We start from the raw sequence: 17,668 nt of genomic DNA on the forward strand, positions 1-17,668 counted from the left end.
GTTATTTTCTTTAATATTATAATTTATTTTAAAAATTGAAAGGGAAATAATTATGCCAAAAAATTTATTTAAATCTATTATTCATAAAAAGTATAAAGATGAAATTCCTTCAATATTTTTATTTCATAAAAGAATTATTTTTTTATTTAACAAGAAAAAAAATTCTAATGAAGATATGTTAACTTTAACTAAAGCATTTAGTGAAAAAATTAATATATCATTACAAAAATCTGAAAGTTTTGAAGAAAATGTAGAAATTTTAACTGAATTATTTAAGGAAAAAAAATGAAGATAAGTGATGAAATTCCAAAAATTATTACGGTTGCTAATTTACTTAAAGATGCAGATAATTTAGATAGTATTAATAGATTATTAGATGATCTTCTTCCATATTATTTTGTTATTGATAACTGAGAATATATTGATATGAAGAAGATATTGAAAATGAAAGTAAAATAATGATCACAGAAAGTAATAGTTTAAATCAAGAAAAAAAGATATCTATTTCTAATTTTGAAAAAACATTTTCTAAACAAAATTTAATTGATAGTGGTATATATTAGATAATAGTTTATCAAATTCCAAATTGGTGAAGTCAAGTACTGCTGTTATGTTATTATAATAATTTTGATATAAATAATTAAAAAACTAATTATCATTAAATTAAAATAGTAAGTGTAAAATTATTTTAGTGTCAATATCGAGTGAAAATTTCCCAAAATAATTTATTTTTTAGTAAATATTTTTTAATTTTTTTACAATTAATTTATGTAAATTTAATATTAGTTTTAATAATTATTTTATGTTTAAAGTAATTACGTTTTTTTATTTTGAAGGGAGAAATTTATGGATAAATTAATCATAAGTAATAATCAATTAAAAAATATTGTAAATGATGATTGGCAAAAAAATATTATTGCATTAGCAACTTATAAAACTTTATTGAAAGAGAGTATTAATTATGAAAAAAAATTAATTCAAGATATACATTTTCTTACTGTTTTAAAAGATGAGTTAAATACAAATATTTTAAATTTTGATTTTGAAGAACTTAATTATATTATTGAAAGAAAATGCTGACAAAATATATAAGTCATATTCATTGAACTTTAGATTTTTGATATTTCGATTTAGATTTAAGAGAAAAAATAATTAATAATTATAATTTATTTATTAAACATTCAAATCAAAAACAAAAACAACAAATTATTAATAATAATTTTAAATCTAATAATAAAAAAAGAGAATATGAAAATTGAAAACAAAAATATTTAAAAAATATTAATGAAAAAATAATGAAAAATAGTATAGAACAAGGAATAGATGCTTTAGAATATTTTAAAAACGAAATAAATTGAAACGATTTTCAAAATTCACAACCTGCAACAAGTTGATATAAATCAATCTTACCAAAAATTTAAAAAACAAGATATTATAATTGCAATCTCGGCATATATTTTTAAATCAATTTTAAGTCACTAAATTTGTTCATATACAAACGCTTTAAAATTTTATATGGTTTTTATTCAAAAAATATAATAATTATATAATTGGAATTGGGAATTATTGATATCCATAGCTTCAAGGATGATCTTTATTTGGTATATAAACTTTTTTATTTTTTATTACATTGTCTTTGATGATTGGTTTTAGTTGTATTTCTGTTAGTTCATATATTTGATTATTGTCACTAAGATATAACTCATTAGTAAATGATTTAAGTACGATTACATCAATTTTAGGTTTTATATATTGAACTTTGTTATTTTTATAAGGAAAATACTTTTTACCATAATATGTTATTGTTGAACTACTGTCTGTTTTTCTTTTAGAAAATTTTGAAAGATAAATATTTATTTCTTTTTGTGTAGGAGTTTTAACACCATAGTAGACTTATTATCATCAATAGGCAGTACAAATTGCTTATTAAAAATACTTATGTATGTTTTAAAAAAATTGATTAGCTTTTTCTAAAGTTTTAATTTTATTAAGTCTTAGTTTACTAATTAATCAACTTTGATGTGTTTCAAATAAGCGTTCAATTTGACCGTAGCTCGTGGAATTGAAGTGCTAATTATTTCAACACCCAAATAAATCATTACAACACTTTGGAATTGAGTATAAGTGTCATTTTCTGTGTTTATTTTACCAGCATCGATAATTTTTCTTATGTCTAAAAACTGTTCTATTATCAGTATAAAATGTTTGTGGTATGCCATATTTAGTTAAAATTTGATATCTTTAATTAATATAGAGTATAAAGCGTGCTATATGAAATTTTAATTTTTTCTTTATTAATTTCTCATGGAAATATTGAAAATTAAAATTTTAATATTTGGTTTTATATAAGTTGATAATTTTAATTTTGATTTCAAAATTTGTTGCCTTATTAGAAATTTTATTTTGAAATTTATGAATAAAACCAATTTTATCTTCTATTATTAAAAATTTGAATTAATTGGTTAATTCTTCTAATAGTTAGGTTAAGTTTATTCTTAACTTGATGTTTAGATAATTTATTAATGTTAATGTCATTTATAATTTTGTATTTATATTTTCATTCATAGTCATACTTCTTTCCAACTTTATCATCAAGTATATTTAACTTAACAGTTACAAATTATTACTTGATGACTAATAGGAAATTATCACTAAATAATGACAGTAAAATTATTTTAGTTGTTTTTTTAAAAAAAATATGTATAATTATAATTATTAAAAGTTAATTTCTTTTAATATTATTTATTTTAAAAGGTTATAACGTACCAACTTGATTTAAAAATCAAGTTGGTATTTTTTGTTTTAAATATTTGAATAACAATAATAAAATTATGATAGTAATATTAAACTTAATTAAAAAAGAAATAAGGAAGGAAATAATGACAAATACATTTAATTTTAATAACATAGTAAAAGGTCAACAATTAAAACTTTTTTTTGATAATAAAAAAACATTAATTTTTAAAACAGAGAATAGTTCGCAAGGTACAAGATTTGTAGTATTTGGTGAAACATTAGCAGGAGAAAAAGTATTAATTCCTGCTTTTACTGCAGAAGAATTGGATATTAAGTATGACCCTCGTGTTAATTATCAAGCATCACAGCAACGTACTAACAATTGTACTAATTGGAAAAGTAAAACTTGATTTGGAATTAAAACACCTCGTTTCCTTGATGTAGAAGAAATTTATTTATTAAATGCAGAAGGTAGTTTAAGAAAATATGATGGTGCTTTTTCTTGTAAAGTTTGTTTTCAAAGAAGTAATTTTTATGTGTCTAGCGGAGTTGCTTATAATTTTGAAGATTTAAATTTCTTTTTTTTAAAAGAGAAAGTTTCAAGAATTTTATTAGAAAATAATATAGCAACATTACCAATGACTGAAAACATTTCTCTTATTGCACAAGCATCAGAAAGAATTGGAGTTTCTTCAACATTTGGTACTACTAAATTATTAACAATGCCAGGAAAAATAAATTTATTTATAGAAGCAATCAAGCAATTACCTGAGGCGATAGAACTTTTTGTTTATTATCAAGAATTAGAAGATAAGGCTATTTTAGAAATTAATGATGTAATTTCGCAAGATGAATTATTACATAAATTAAATATTGAAACTGGTTGTAATTTTTCTAAAGAAGAATTAGCTAAATTTAAAACTCAATTAAAAGTTATTGAAACTAATAACGAAACAGGTATTTCAACAGTAAAATTAAATCTTCAATATAAGATTAATGATAATGAAGGAAGTTGAAATTTTATTTCTTCTGAATTTCAAATTAAATCTAAAGTTAAAAGTAAAGTAAGTTTATTATTTAATTTATTTTCTGGTGGTTTTTCAATGTTTTCAATGAATAAGTATGCAAGTTTAATGACTGCACAAGACAGAGAAAAGGTAGCAATTTTTTTCCTAAATTAGATTCAGTAATTAATGAAATAGATAACAAAATAAAAAAATTTATTGAGTTAGTTGATGAATATGACAGCGTAGTTCATACTTTACCACAGGCACAGCAACAATGAAAAGAAAATATTGATAATTGAAAAAATAAAAAAGGATTATCTGAAATAAAACGTTTAGCAGGTATTGAAAAAGACAAAGAAAATTTAGATAATATGACTAAAAAAAATGAAAAACTTTTAATTGAAAATGAAAAAAATAAACAAAAAATACTTAATGATTTATTTATAAATATGAAATTAGTTAATAATTTGCAAATGTTAAGTTATTTGCAAAAGAGTTTATTTATAAAAAGTAAACAATATTTAATAGCAAGTTATGTTTTTTGTCAGGTGCATAATTTATTTTCACGTTTTTCATTTCCAACAATTGAAAAATATGTTGACTATTATGTAAACAGTAAAAATGAAGGTAACAATTTTCATGCTATTGATTCCTTTGTTGAAATTGATAATTTATTAAATAACAATTTTTCTGACTTTGTTGAAATATATAAGTTATTACCAATTGAATTTCAGAATAAAGGAGTTTATATTATTGCAAAATTATTAGATTTTTTAGATGAGTTTAAAAAAATAGAATTCAATAAACTTTTAGCAAAAAATAATACTATTAATGAAGAAAATATGGCAAAAGTTTATCTTTCTTTATTAAAATTTTCAAAGTATGAAGGACCTTTTTCATCATTTGTCTCAGAAGATAATGATTTAGAAATGAAATTATCAAAGTTTGTAAAAAATAGTGAAGAGTTTAAAAGATATGAACAGCGTTTAAAAGATTTAAGAGTTAATTTTTGAAAATCATATGATTTTACTACATTGATTAATGAATTAATTAATATTTATTTTCCTAATGAGAAGCAAGAAATTTTAGTTAATTTTGCCTTAGAAGAACATTTTTTATTAGAGGAACAAATATTACAAAATGACGTTATTAATAACGATTATAAAAACAAAACAGAAGAAAAATTTACTAATGTAATAAAGAAATTAAAAATAAATCAACAATTAGCACAGGGTTTTCAAAAAGAATTATCTGATGCATTTCAAATTTCAAAACAAAGAGTAAAAAAGAAATTAAATGAAGAAAGAATAAAAACAGATAAGTGAAAAGTTGATGATATTATTATAGTTGATAGTATCTTAAATATTAATGGTATTAATGAAAATCAAGCAGTTTCATTTAAAGTTTTAACAAAAAATAAAAATGATTTTACTGTTATCTTTCAATATTTGAATTCAAAAAAGCAATTAGAATATAAAATAAGAGACATTACTATTAATAATTGTAGAACATTTAATTTTGCTTTAACTCAAGAAGAAATTACATTTCCAAATCAACAAGAAATCTTGAAATTACAGTTATTGATAAATGATTATCTAACTTGAAAAGATAAAACAATACCAGAATATGTAAAATTATTGTTGGAAAAATTAAATAAAATTAATAATCCAATTTTAAATTTTGTAAAAGTTAAAAATCAAAATTCTTTCAATGATTGAGAATGAGAAATTAATGTACAAAAAATTAAAGAAAAGTTATTAAAGATTATTGATGAAGAAATAACACAATATGATAAATTAAAAGCAGCAGAAGATGAGGAATTAAAAGTAGCATTAGATGAAAAGTTAAAACTAGCATTAAATGAGAAATTAAAAGTAGAAAATTTAAAAAAATTTATTATTGATGATATTTTAAAATTTGATTTTACTAAAAATTGCAAAGAGAAAATTAAAAATTTAAATGAAAATGTAAATGAATTAGGTGTTATATTTGATATTATTTATGATTCAAAGTTTTTAGGTAATTATAAAACTCAAGCAGCTACTATCAATTTTAGAATTCTTAGAGATAGTTCAATTGCAAAAAATAGATTAGCATCAATAAAAAAAGAAATTGAAAAAATAACAGCAGCAGTATCGAATATTAATGAAGAGATGAACACTGCAATTAAGAATTTAAATGATTTACGGAATGGTATTATTAAACTTTTACAAACTAAAAAAGAAGAATGAGAAACATTAAGTAATCATACAAATTTAAAAGTTCAACTCCAAAATCAACAAATACTAGCGCAATTAAAATCAGATATCAAACAACTTGTTAAAAAAGTAACTTTTATTAATAATAAAATTTCTGAGTTATGTAACAAAAAAATAGAAAATTCATTCTTTTATAGAGAATATCTAACTTTTATTGAATATTATCAAAAAGTTAGCGAAGTTACATTTTCAGATATAGAAAAATGTTTGTATTGAGATCAAAATTATCAAATTATTAAAAATAATTTAAAAATAGCTACTGGTTATGATAATTTTGATCAGTATAAAACAGAATTTTTAAGTGATATTCAAACTATTGATATCGAATACTGTAAAAAAAATTTAGTAGAAATATCAAAAATAAAATTTAAAAAACTTAGTTGATGACAAAAAATAATAAATAAAATATCTTGAACATGAACCAAAACAAAAATAGCTATTAGCACACTTAAAGCAGATAATAAAAAAGATTTTGAAAATTTAATTAAGGTAGATTCAAATGTTAGTTTACCAAATGCAATAAACATCTCTTTACAAGAAAAAAATAATTGATTAATACTACCAACATCTGAACCTTGAGATCAATGAATAATTAAAAAAGAACCTAAATATAAAAATGATATTAGGTTATCACGTCAAAGTAGTAATGATAGTGCGATAAGTTTGCTTTCTTCTGAATCTGAAGAAAATGATTATTCTAATGATAATATTGATAAAATATTAAGAGAATTTGATAGTAATAATCTTATAAATTATAGTGATTTACAAAATAGTACCGAGTTATCTTGTCAAGAATTTAATTATCGTATTAGTAGAACCCCTTCTAGTGATAGTGGTATTTGTTCTGGCCAAAGTACTCCTGAACTAGTTAGTACAAATCCTTTTGATAAAGAAGAATTTGTTGATAATAGTCCTTTTAAAAATTGTTGTGCTGATCAATTTGAAGAAACTACAAGTGTTCTTTTCAATGAATGTAATAGTTTACTAGATAATAAATCATTACTATCAAAATTACCTGCAAAATTAAAATTTTCTTAATTGATAATTAATTTTATATTTTTCTTTATCATTTATATGATACGATGTAATCATATAAATGATAAAGAAACAGGTGTATTATATGTTAACTGCTGGTATTGTTGGTTTACCTAATGTTGGTAAATCAACGTTATTTAAAGCCATTACTAATTCACAAGTATTAATTGAAAATTATCCTTTTGCTACGATAAAACCAAATATTGGTAGCGTTGCCGTCAATGATACAAGAATTTTAAATTTAATAAAAATATTTAATCCTCAAAAAGTTGTCCCAACTATTTTAGAGTTACATGATATTGCAGGACTTGTTAAAGGTGCTAGTAAAGGTGAAGGTTTAGGTAATCAATTTCTTGCTAATATTAGAACTGTTGATGCAATATGCGAAGTTATTCGTTGTTTTGATGATATTAATGTTAGTCATGTTGAAAACAAAATTGATCCAGTTAATGATTTTGAAATTATTGAGTTGGAATTAATATTAGCTGATCAAGAAGTAATAAATAAACGGCAAGAAAAAGTTCGTAAAAAATCACAAATAACTAGGGATAAAAAAATGATTGCTGAAGTTGCTTTATTAGAAAAAATTAGTGCTGATTTAAATAAAGGTATTGCTATTCGTAATCAAAAGTTAACTTCAGAACAATTATTAATAATTAAACCTTATAATTTTTTAACTGCTAAACCAATAATTATTATTGCTAATATTAATGAACAAGATTTAGCAACTAAAACTAATAAATATGTTGAACAGTTACAAGCATATATGAATAAAAGAAATATTACTGTGCTTGTGGTATGTGCTAAGATAGAATGTGAACTTTCTGAATTAGATGCAAAAGAAAAAACAGAGATGTTTAAAGAGTTAAATATTTTTGAGTCAGGAATTGATCAAATTGTATTAGCAACTTATAAACTATTAAATTTAGGTACTTATTTTACTGTCGGGCCAAAAGAAGTTCATGCTTGAACTTTTATTAAGGGCATGAAAGCACCAGAATGTGCAGGTATTATTCATAGTGATTTTATGAAAGGTTTTATTAGGGTTAAAGTTTATAATTATCAAGATATTGAATTATTGGGTAGTGAAAAAAACGTTCAAGAAAAAGGAAAAATAAGAGTTGAAGGTAAGAATTATATAGTTAAAGATGGTGATATTTGTCATTTCCTTTTTAACGTTTAGTTTTTAAGATAATATTAATTATAAAAAGATGATACTTTTGTTATAATTAACTTGAAAGTATATTAAAAAGGGGAGCTTAGCGAAGATGTCTATAACTAATATTTTTGTGTAAATATCTCCTTTCCTTTTTAAATCCTTAAATTAAAATAAATGACAAAAGACGAGAATAAAAATCTTGTCTTTTTTTGTAATTGTAAAATTTTAAAATTTTTATTATTAACACGCTTTAAATATCTACTACACGCAGTGACCAAGTAGGAGAAAGTTAATAATTAATAACCTTCTTTAACACTATTATCAACACGTGTTAGGGAACTAAAACAGTGAACTACACCACAGTTGTTAAAAATAGTAGCTAAAACATGTGGACTTGCATGGATAAATAAAAAGTGGAGTGATACCTAATAAATTATACTAACCATTAAATGGTAATTCTTGGGGTGAGAGCGAATTAGTAATTAGTATATATAGACCTGTTGTAGGGACCTATTATATTAATTCTATTTTTTATTTAACCAACCTTGCCACTCCCCTAGTGAGCGAGTGTTGGTTTTATTTTTTATTTTTTTTTAAATTTATTTTTGAGCCCATTTTTCTAAGAAAAATAATATTAATAGTATTAATAAATAAAAAAACAAAAATATATGCCATTTATGCTAAAAGCAAACAGGGCATATTTAAAGGATAAAATTAATTATGAAAACAAAAAATATTAAAACTCATGAAATAAAGAAAGAAAAATTTATTGATAAAATTTATAATAATAAATTTGCTTTAACTACTATTGTTGTAATATCTACAATAGTTTTAATGATAACTGTTGCTCTTTTAATTGCTGCATTTACTGTATGAAAATAATATTACTAAGAATATTTTAATTCATAATGAAAAAATATTTTTGTTGAACATGTAAACAATATAAATTAGATTATCTATTTTTTAATACTAATGATATTAAAACAAGAAAATATTTTTTAAGAGATAAAAACGGTAAAGCAATTTGTTATGACTGTATTTTAAATATTAGATTAAGTAGGGGATATAAAAAATAATGCAATATGAATTAATTATTGGTATTGACCCAGCAGGAATAGGTAGTAATGGAATTATTATATATTCAAATGAAACTAATAATATTATTTTTAATGAAACATTTAAAGCAGAAACTGTTTTAGAAAGTAAAAATTTGTTTAAAGAATACTTTTTAACGATTAAACAAGAGTTTAATAATAAAAAAATATTAGTTATTGTAGAAAATTTCTTTTTAAGTGCAAAACAATTATTAACTAATCCATTAGCAACTCCTAAAATTATTGGTGCATTAATGGTGTTAGTACAAGATGTTATGAATTGAGATTATTTAGAAAACCATCCAAAAAATAAAAACAAAATAGAAAATTATAAAGGAAATATAAAATTAACAAAACATGAAGAAGATGCATATAAACATATTCAATATTGTTTAAGGAATTTTAAAAATGAAAGATAAATCAAATTATGTGAAATTAACAGTAAAACTGAGTAACACTATTGAAGCAAAACATTATGAAAAAGGTAATAAAGAATTATATTATAGTGTTCGTGGACAATGAAATGGATTAAACTATGTTACTTTAATTTTTAATAACCCAAAATTTTATAAACGATGTATTTTATTAAACAAAAATGATGAAATTATAGTAAGTGGTCAAATCTTTAATACTTTAAATATTCCTAAAAATCGTGCATTTTGTTCAATTAATGTTAAATGATTTAAAAAATGAAAAGAGTAAAAATGAAGAAATGTAAATATTGTAATAAAAGAATTTGATTAAGTAAAAATTGATGTTTGAAATGTTTAGAAAAAATAGTTAATAATTTAACTAAAAATAAGGAGAATAATAATGAATAAAGAAAAATTAATTAACTATATTAAAAAATCACAAAAAGAATATGAGAATACATAAATAGACTTATTATTAGATATTTTAGTTCAAAAAATAAGAAGTGGTGAGTTTGATAATGAATAAAGACCAAAAAATTATTAATGAATATAATAAAAAACGTAATAAAGAGATAACAGAAGAACATTTGAATAATATAAAAAAAATAAGAGAAGAGTTTAAACAAAAAGTAATCAATAAATATAATGAAAAATTAATTATTTGGTTAAATAAACAAATTAGTATTTGTTTATGTGATTCATTAAAAGAAGCAGGTAAACTTACTGCTTATTATAAAGTAATTGAGTTTATAGAAAATGGAGAATTTCATTAATGATTATATTACCTACTTTATTTGGTGATAAAGATGAAATTGAAATATTATCACCATTTCCCAAAGCAATTCATACAAGTAATGATATTAGAGCAATTATTTTAAGACAATATCCAAATGTTAAATCAAAACACATCATTGTTTCTGACCCCCGAAAGTGATGTTGCATTAATAGTTGGTGATAATGATGTTTATCAAGGTTGAATTAAAGTAACAATTAAAAAATTAGAAAATTAAAGGAGATTAAAATGCCAAATATAGAAAATCAATCAAATTATACTTTAACTAAATTAATAAGAACGGGAATTAGTCCTATTTGTGCAATGATTGGTACAAGTGCATATTATGGGCAAGTAATAGCAAATCCAATATTAGGAAGTATTAATTCTTTATTATTTGGTAAAAAATTAGGTTTAGATATCTGAAACTTGAACCAAAAACCAACTACTAAAACTAAATTAATTAATAGTAGTAAAAAAATATTATTAGGATTAGGAACAATGGGTTTAGCAAATTATAGTAAATGAACTGAAAATAATATTAATCCTATTATTCCAACAACACCAATTCCAACTACTACGGAAGGACCGCCATGATTATTATTAGATAAACAAGAAAATCAGTCATTAATTGATTGAGATACTTATATTTCATTAAATGCTTATGGTATCGCCAATGTTATTAATGGTTTAACTGAGTTAATACCTAATAAATTTGCAATGATACAAAAAATAGCAAATATGGCAACTGGTGGTTGTTTAATTAGTAGTGGTGTTGCGATGGGGATTAATAATGATTTTAATAATGCTTATGCAATACCTACTATTATTGCAGGAATAAGTGAAATTATTCATAATTTATTACCTATGGAAACAAATCATAGTATAGAAATGCAAGAAACTTCCTTTACAAATGAAACAACAAGATTAATTAATGATGATAGATTTACTATTAATAGTGAAACAAGTAGTCAATATGGCAGTCATAATTCTAATGTTTCATTAGATTGAGATGATACAGCTAATAATGCTTTACAACGTAGTAATAGTAATCTTACTTTATAAAAAAATGAAAGGAAAATATGGAAATGCAAGAATTTTTAAAAGCACTTGAAACAATTGGAATAAGTACAGGTATATTAATTTGTCGAGAAATTATTGTTTTATTAAAAAGATTTATTACAACTCCAAAACATGTTAGAGCAAATAATAAAATTATAAAACATCAAAAAAAATTAGCAAAACTTAATGAAAAAATTAATAAAGAAATTAAATAATGGGGTACTGTAAATGTTAGAAAATGAAAATAATGTTCAACAAGCAACTGAACCTTTAATTAAAAATAATGATTCTTCACAAGAAATAGAAAATAAAGTTAATGAAGCAGAAAATAAGTTAAATAAATTAAATAACGAAATTAAGGAAAAAGAAATAATTAATATATTTAAAAAATATCAAGTTAAAAGTGAATTTTATGATTATTTAAAATTTAAAACTAATAATATAGAAAATTCAAAAATAGAAGAAGCTATTAAAAAAATGATTAAAGAACAACCAGTATTTAAAGAAATAATAAATACAGGTGGTAAACAACAAACAATAATAACAAATCAACCAAGTTCAATAAAAAGTACTTTATTGGATTATAAAAAGAAAAATAATTTATAACAGAAAGGAAATGAAAAAATGTCAGTACCATTCAATCAAAATTTAGATAATACCGAAAAATTAGTAGAAGCACCAGAGTTTATAGAATTTTATAAACAATCAAATTCACCATGAGCAAGTTTTTTTCCTATTGAAATGGTTAATTCTACAAAAATTGAATTTATAGTTAAAAAACCAAAAAATTCAGAAATTAAAGTATTAAAATGAAATGATAAAAGTAAAGGATTAGATGTTAGTTATGCTGAAACTATTAAAATTTTAAAAGAAATTAAACAAGAAGCAGTTGCAGGTGAAATAATTGCTAATGTTGATTTAAACGCTGAAAATGGACAAAATTTATTAAATACAATGCAATATGAAGTAGCAAATGATTTAGCAGATTATTTAGCAAATAATGATACAACTGTAATTGCAAAATATGCAACTAGATTAGATATTACTGATACAACACCAGTAGGCTATTTAAAATCAATGTTATCTGCTTGAAATACTTTATTTCAATTAAGAAATAGTAATAATTGTCAATTTTTTATTACTAATAATTTATATGATAGTTTAGTTTATTTAGCTGATAATAAAGGTTTAATTACTGATAATCAAATAGCACAACAATTAAGATTAAATGGAACAAATTTATATATCAAAGGTGTATTATGTCAAATTGTAATGGATGACTATATGACTTTTACTGATAATAATGAAACTAAAATTATGTCTTTTGTCTTAGCAACACCAAGAGCAATGAAAAGATATATGTTACAAAATACAGTTGTATATGTACAAGACATAAATGATGGTAAAGTTGGAAGAAGATATTTAGTTGGTGGAGAATTAACTGGTGAAGCAATACCTTATATAACAGATGAAGAAAAAACTTCACGTTGAATGTTATGTGGAATTATTAATACTGATAAAATTGATTTAAAAACTAAAATTACAAGTTTAACAACAAATATTACTGCAAATGTTAATAAAAATAATAATGAATTAGATACAGAAATAAAAAGTACTAATGAACTTAAATCATTAAATCCAAATTTAATAAATCCAAATATTAAATATTTTAGTGATGTCCAAGGAAAAACTAATGTAAGTAATCAAAAACAAAAAGTAGGTGACTTGTATATAACTATTACTGCCAATGTTAATGATATAAATTATAAAGGGTCAACAAATCCAATTAAAATAACTCTTAAATAAAGGAAATTAATATCATGCCAATTGGTACAACTAGTACAGCAATACTTTTAAATATCAATAAACCAAAACATACTAGAATAAGTAAACAACAAGAAAATAAAAGTTTTTGATGAGAAATTTTAGAAATGATTGGTGTACAAGTAATAGCAGTAGCACTTGCTCCTTTTACTGGTGGATTAAGTGAAAGTATAGCACTTGGATTAGGTGCAAGTGATTTACTTGCTAGTATTAGTGCTGTTGGTGTAGAGTTTTTAACTGATTTTACTATTAATCAAGTTTATGATTATTTAAAAGGAAATGTAACACCATTAAATACTTTTTTTAATATCTTACCTGCATTTGCTGGACTTAATAAAATTAGTCGTGGTTATCGTACAACTAAATTTATTAAATTAGCACAAAAAACTAAAACATTAGAACAAATTGGTATTAAAGAAGCAAAAAACTTACAAGAAATTATTAGTCAAGTAAGTGGTAAAGAAATTTTAACAGATAAAATTATTGGTAATAAACGTTATTTATTTAATTATAGTTTTGCTCCTAATCGTGAGACAATAATCCAAAATTTAGGTTATGTTGCTGAAAGACAATATAAAAATAATTTTCAAAAATTAGAAGTACAAGAGTTAAAAGATTATTTATTATTACAAAATACATTAATAAAATTAAGTCCACAATTAACTCCAAAGTTTAAAATTAAAGATATTGAAAAAGCAAATAATTTTTTTAAAAAATATAATACTGATTTAAAAGAAGTATTAAAAATGAATCAACATGATTGATTAAATTTAGTTCATACAATACATACAGATAATAGATATGGTAAATCTTTAATTTTAGATTTACAAAAAATTCGTGCTAATGCTATTAAATTTAATTTTAAAAAGAGTTCAATTCATAAGGTTGTTTTAAAAGCAAATAAAATTTTTAAGTATTTTGATATTAGATTTTATTTAAAAAAAGGTTTAAATAAATTTTGAAAAGATACTCCATATTTTGAAAAATTACGAGAAAGTATATATAAATTACAAGAAAAATTTGAAAAGTTAGAAAAACAAGTATTTGAAAAAATTAATAAATTAAAAGAAAAAGCAACAGATTTATTTACTAGTGCAGAAAAGAAAGCAATTAAACATGCACAATTAATCCCATTAAATTCACCTGTATTTATGGGTTGCAAAATTCAACCTTTATCATTAAGTAAATGTGCAATTACTATTTATCATCGTAATCCTAAATATAAACCAATTATAGTTATTGATAGTATTCTTAAAGCAGAAACTTTTATCACTCAAATACATCCATTCCATTGATATCGCTGATATAGTGGTTGATACATTGGTTATGGAGTTAGTCGTAATAAATGATTAAAAGCAATTGCATTTGCTCCACCAGTTGTTCAACAAGTAATTAGAGATAGTTTTAAAGTTTATAGAGAAATATTTAGAATAGTAAGAACTTACCATAAAGTAGTTAATGTTATTAATAATCCTATTGAAAATATTAATAAATCATTTAAAAGTGTTGGTTTAAAATTTTCAGTTAATACATTATTTGGTACAGGATTATTACATCATTTAGAAAAATTTGTATATAGTCAAGTTGTAGCAAAAGGTAAAAAGAAATTACAAAAAGAAGTTATTCATATAGTGCATAGGAAAACTAAAACAAAAACTAAGCATTATAAAAAAGCATTTTTTAAGGAATGATAAATTATGATTAATAAACTTTGAACTGATGTCAGTTTAGAAAACTATAATAACTGATATCCATTAACTGGAAAAATTATAGAAACACCACAACAATATATAAATACATGACCTAATGTTAAGGATTGATTTACAACTTTTGCTATTCGTGCTCAAAATGATATTAATGCTTATCTTAATTTTATTTTATCTAAATTTCCTTTTGATAGTTTTAAAGATGAATTAATTAAAGAAACATTAAGAGATATGGTTTATGTTTGTGTTGAACATTGAGTATTTAATCGTACACCAATTGAGTTTAATGTTGATGCTACTATTCAATTTAATAATGGTACATCATTTAGTGCAAATAGTATTCCTAGTATTAATGTTTGAGATTTAGCACCTAGTAGAATGAAAATATGAGCAAGATTAACAGAATTAAAACAAATATTTTCAAGTTATAATAATGATGAAATAGATATTGAAAAAATTGATTTAAAAGCATTCTATACTAGAAATCAAGTTGATGAATTAATTAAAGAACAAAAAGCATTTACATTATCAAAGCAAATGAAATTATATGATGATTTAGTTGATGATAATGAAAATGAAATATATAGGGGTCCTGTTAGTAAGTTTGTTAATAAAGGTTATGTAGCAACTGAATATGATAAAGAAACTGAAACAATGATTTTAGATTGACCTGATGAAATTGGTACATTACCACCAGAAGCATTACAAAATAATCCACAAGTTGGTGATTTTACTCATGCTGCAACTGCTGACTTTTCTGCTAAACAACAAAAAAGAATTACTACCAATGAAAATAATATTAAATTATTAGAAAATAAAGTTGATATTAATAAACAAAATATTGATGATATTAAAAATAATTGATTTAATATTGCAACTAGTCCTTTATGAAAAAAAATGTCTTCTATTATTCCTAGTAATGAATTTGGAAAAATATATTTAGCAATATGGGGTTATAGTTACCAATCCACTACTAATCCAACTGATAATTATATATATAGTAATAAAAAAACTATATTTAGTTTAGGTGGAGAAGTTCAAAGAACAACACAAAAAAGTATTAAATTAGATGAATTAATTGTAAATGATAATGTTAAAATACAATTATTATTTACTCAGGAATGAAATGATATTACTGTAACTTCTAATGATGCTAATTATCAACCTATTTCTGTTGAATTATACCAATATATAGGAAAAGGGACACCAACTGAATTTATAGCAGAAGATAGTACAGAACATGATTATTATACAAAACAAGAAACTAATGAATTATTAGATAAAAAACAAAATATAAATGACGATAATTTACAAACAGTTGCTAAACAAATTGTTCCTGCAATTAATGAAAATAAAGTAAATATAGATAAAAAAATGGATGTAGAACAATTTCCATATGCTTTTGCTGTAAATGCTCTTGGTACTGAAAATCCTAATTTAGAAACTACTGATAAAACTATTGTTGGTGCTATTAATGAAATTAAAGCAAATGGTGGGAATATTGATGAAAATAGAATCTTCAATAATAAAGATGATAAAGATAGTACTACAAGATTAGTTAATGAAATTATTAAAACAAATGTTGGTGGTAAAACTTTAATTTATAGAAATAATCCTAATGTAACAGATGATAAAGATATTCCAGATAAAAAATATGTTGATGATGAAATTATAAAAATAAAAGATTTAATTAAAAAACTTGTTGTATGAAAAACAATAGGTGAGCGAATTGATGATAGAACTTGAAGTAATTTTTCACCTAGTTTAAATGCTCTTTATCGTGTATTTTTAATTACTGAAACAAGTATACCTTTACAAAATGGTTATAAAGAAGTTATCTTTTTTACACCTGCACAAGCAATTGGAACTGGTGCTTATCGTATTACTTCTAGAAAAATAGGTAATAGTGATGCTGTTTTAAATATGATTTATGATAATACAAAATGAACTTTAAAATTAGATGGTGGCGATACTGGTGGAGCAATATATAGGCTTGAAGAATTAAAAGCAGAGGATTTATATGAAATTAAAAGTAATACATTAGAAATAAAATCACCAGAAGTAATAGATATTGAAAAGCCTATAAAAATTGATTCAAAAACTTTATTAACAAAAGAAATTAGAGAAAATGAATGAGAAATAAATTTAAAAGAAAGTCCAACACCAACACCTTATCCAAAATGAAAAGATGTAGCAATATCATTAAGTGGTAATTCTATTCATTCTTATCAATTAAAATCAAATACATTTTATAAAATATTTTATGATTTGAATCCTTTTAGTACGAGTACATTTGGCAAAACTCCAACACAAACAATAGAAATATTTTGACAACCACAAACATCATCAAATTGAGTATGTTTTCTTCCAAGTTTAAAAAGAATTTCATATATTAATATTGTAAATAATAAATTAATAACTGATCAAGGTTATTTATGAAAATTACAAGAATTACAGGAATAAGATTATGTTTTTTAAAATTTTAAAAATTATTTTAGGTTTAATTGGTTTATTATTATCAGCAGCAACAGCAATTTTAGTTATATTTATTATTGTCAAAATTATGTTAAAAATTAATCAAATATTTTAGAAAGGTGGTGAA

19 protein-coding genes are annotated in these 17,668 nt (G+C 22.3%); all 19 read left to right on the forward strand.

Features of this window, described 5'->3' with window-relative positions; genetic code table 4:
- The first annotated feature begins 52 nt into the window (after window positions 1-52).
- The 19 genes from ACQH25_RS00600 (at window position 53) to ACQH25_RS00690 (ending at window position 17,656) form a co-directional block, all read left to right on the forward strand.
- The gene (locus ACQH25_RS00600; RefSeq protein WP_425381367.1) at window positions 53-295 is read left to right on the forward strand and encodes a hypothetical protein; all 243 of its coding nucleotides are present in this window, start codon (window positions 53-55) and stop codon (window positions 293-295) included.
- On the forward strand, window positions 286-459 hold the full coding sequence (locus ACQH25_RS00605; protein WP_425381368.1) for a hypothetical protein: 174 nt from the start codon (window positions 286-288) through the stop codon (window positions 457-459). Before ACQH25_RS00600 ends, ACQH25_RS00605 begins: the two co-directional genes overlap by 10 nt.
- A 387-nt stretch (window positions 460-846) precedes the next feature.
- A complete protein-coding gene (locus ACQH25_RS00610; RefSeq protein ID WP_425381369.1) occupies window positions 847-1,092 on the forward strand; it encodes a hypothetical protein in 246 nt (81 codons plus the stop codon).
- A complete protein-coding gene (locus ACQH25_RS00615) occupies window positions 1,074-1,421 on the forward strand; it encodes a hypothetical protein (RefSeq protein WP_425381370.1) in 348 nt (115 codons plus the stop codon). Before ACQH25_RS00610 ends, ACQH25_RS00615 begins: the two co-directional genes overlap by 19 nt.
- Window positions 1,422-2,879: 1,458 nt before the next feature.
- Complete coding sequence (locus tag ACQH25_RS00620; RefSeq protein WP_425381371.1) at window positions 2,880-3,917, forward strand: hypothetical protein; 1,038 nt, start codon at window positions 2,880-2,882, stop codon at window positions 3,915-3,917.
- A gap of 197 nt (window positions 3,918-4,114) precedes the next feature.
- Window positions 4,115-7,039 carry a hypothetical protein gene (locus ACQH25_RS00625; protein ID WP_425381372.1) on the forward strand — a complete coding sequence of 975 codons (2,925 nt, stop codon included), beginning with the start codon at window positions 4,115-4,117 and terminating at the stop codon, window positions 7,037-7,039.
- Window positions 7,040-7,121: 82 nt separating this feature from the next.
- On the forward strand, window positions 7,122-8,219 hold the full coding sequence (gene ychF / locus ACQH25_RS00630; protein ID WP_425381373.1) for a redox-regulated ATPase YchF: 1,098 nt from the start codon (window positions 7,122-7,124) through the stop codon (window positions 8,217-8,219).
- A gap of 696 nt (window positions 8,220-8,915) precedes the next feature.
- Window positions 8,916-9,077, forward strand: a complete 162-nt coding sequence (locus tag ACQH25_RS00635; protein ID WP_425380732.1) for a hypothetical protein — start codon at window positions 8,916-8,918, stop codon at window positions 9,075-9,077.
- A 193-nt stretch (window positions 9,078-9,270) separates the two neighbouring features.
- Complete coding sequence (locus tag ACQH25_RS00640; RefSeq protein WP_425380731.1) at window positions 9,271-9,708, forward strand: hypothetical protein; 438 nt, start codon at window positions 9,271-9,273, stop codon at window positions 9,706-9,708.
- Window positions 9,698-9,991 (forward strand): hypothetical protein, encoded by a 294-nt coding sequence (locus tag ACQH25_RS00645; RefSeq protein ID WP_425380730.1) that lies wholly within the window; start codon window positions 9,698-9,700, stop codon window positions 9,989-9,991. The genes ACQH25_RS00640 and ACQH25_RS00645 overlap by 11 nt, the downstream gene beginning before the upstream one ends.
- 229 nt (window positions 9,992-10,220) lie before the next feature.
- The gene (locus tag ACQH25_RS00650) at window positions 10,221-10,475 is read left to right on the forward strand and encodes a hypothetical protein (protein WP_425380729.1); all 255 of its coding nucleotides are present in this window, start codon (window positions 10,221-10,223) and stop codon (window positions 10,473-10,475) included.
- Window positions 10,475-10,660 carry a hypothetical protein gene (locus ACQH25_RS00655; protein WP_425381240.1) on the forward strand — a complete coding sequence of 62 codons (186 nt, stop codon included), beginning with the start codon at window positions 10,475-10,477 and terminating at the stop codon, window positions 10,658-10,660. The genes ACQH25_RS00650 and ACQH25_RS00655 overlap by 1 nt, the downstream gene beginning before the upstream one ends.
- Before the next feature lie 63 nt (window positions 10,661-10,723).
- The gene (locus tag ACQH25_RS00660) at window positions 10,724-11,539 is read left to right on the forward strand and encodes a hypothetical protein (RefSeq protein WP_425381239.1); all 816 of its coding nucleotides are present in this window, start codon (window positions 10,724-10,726) and stop codon (window positions 11,537-11,539) included.
- 17 nt (window positions 11,540-11,556) lie between these two features.
- A complete protein-coding gene (locus tag ACQH25_RS00665) occupies window positions 11,557-11,751 on the forward strand; it encodes a hypothetical protein (RefSeq protein ID WP_425380726.1) in 195 nt (64 codons plus the stop codon).
- Between the two features lie 13 nt (window positions 11,752-11,764).
- Window positions 11,765-12,142, forward strand: a complete 378-nt coding sequence (locus ACQH25_RS00670; RefSeq protein WP_425380725.1) for a hypothetical protein — start codon at window positions 11,765-11,767, stop codon at window positions 12,140-12,142.
- Window positions 12,143-12,160: 18 nt separating this feature from the next.
- Window positions 12,161-13,342, forward strand: a complete 1,182-nt coding sequence (locus ACQH25_RS00675; protein ID WP_425381002.1) for a hypothetical protein — start codon at window positions 12,161-12,163, stop codon at window positions 13,340-13,342.
- A gap of 14 nt (window positions 13,343-13,356) precedes the next feature.
- The gene (locus ACQH25_RS00680; RefSeq protein WP_425380802.1) at window positions 13,357-15,054 is read left to right on the forward strand and encodes a hypothetical protein; all 1,698 of its coding nucleotides are present in this window, start codon (window positions 13,357-13,359) and stop codon (window positions 15,052-15,054) included.
- Window positions 15,055-15,057: 3 nt separating this feature from the next.
- Window positions 15,058-17,529, forward strand: coding sequence for a hypothetical protein (locus tag ACQH25_RS00685; protein ID WP_425381238.1), 2,472 nt, complete (start codon window positions 15,058-15,060; stop codon window positions 17,527-17,529).
- A 4-nt stretch (window positions 17,530-17,533) separates the two neighbouring features.
- Window positions 17,534-17,656 carry a hypothetical protein gene (locus tag ACQH25_RS00690; protein ID WP_425380902.1) on the forward strand — a complete coding sequence of 41 codons (123 nt, stop codon included), beginning with the start codon at window positions 17,534-17,536 and terminating at the stop codon, window positions 17,654-17,656.
- Window positions 17,657-17,668: the final 12 nt, after the last annotated feature.

This window comes from Spiroplasma endosymbiont of Polydrusus pterygomalis (assembly GCF_964030825.1).
Taxonomy (GTDB): domain Bacteria; phylum Bacillota_I; class Bacilli_A; order Mycoplasmatales; family VBWQ01; genus Spiroplasma_E.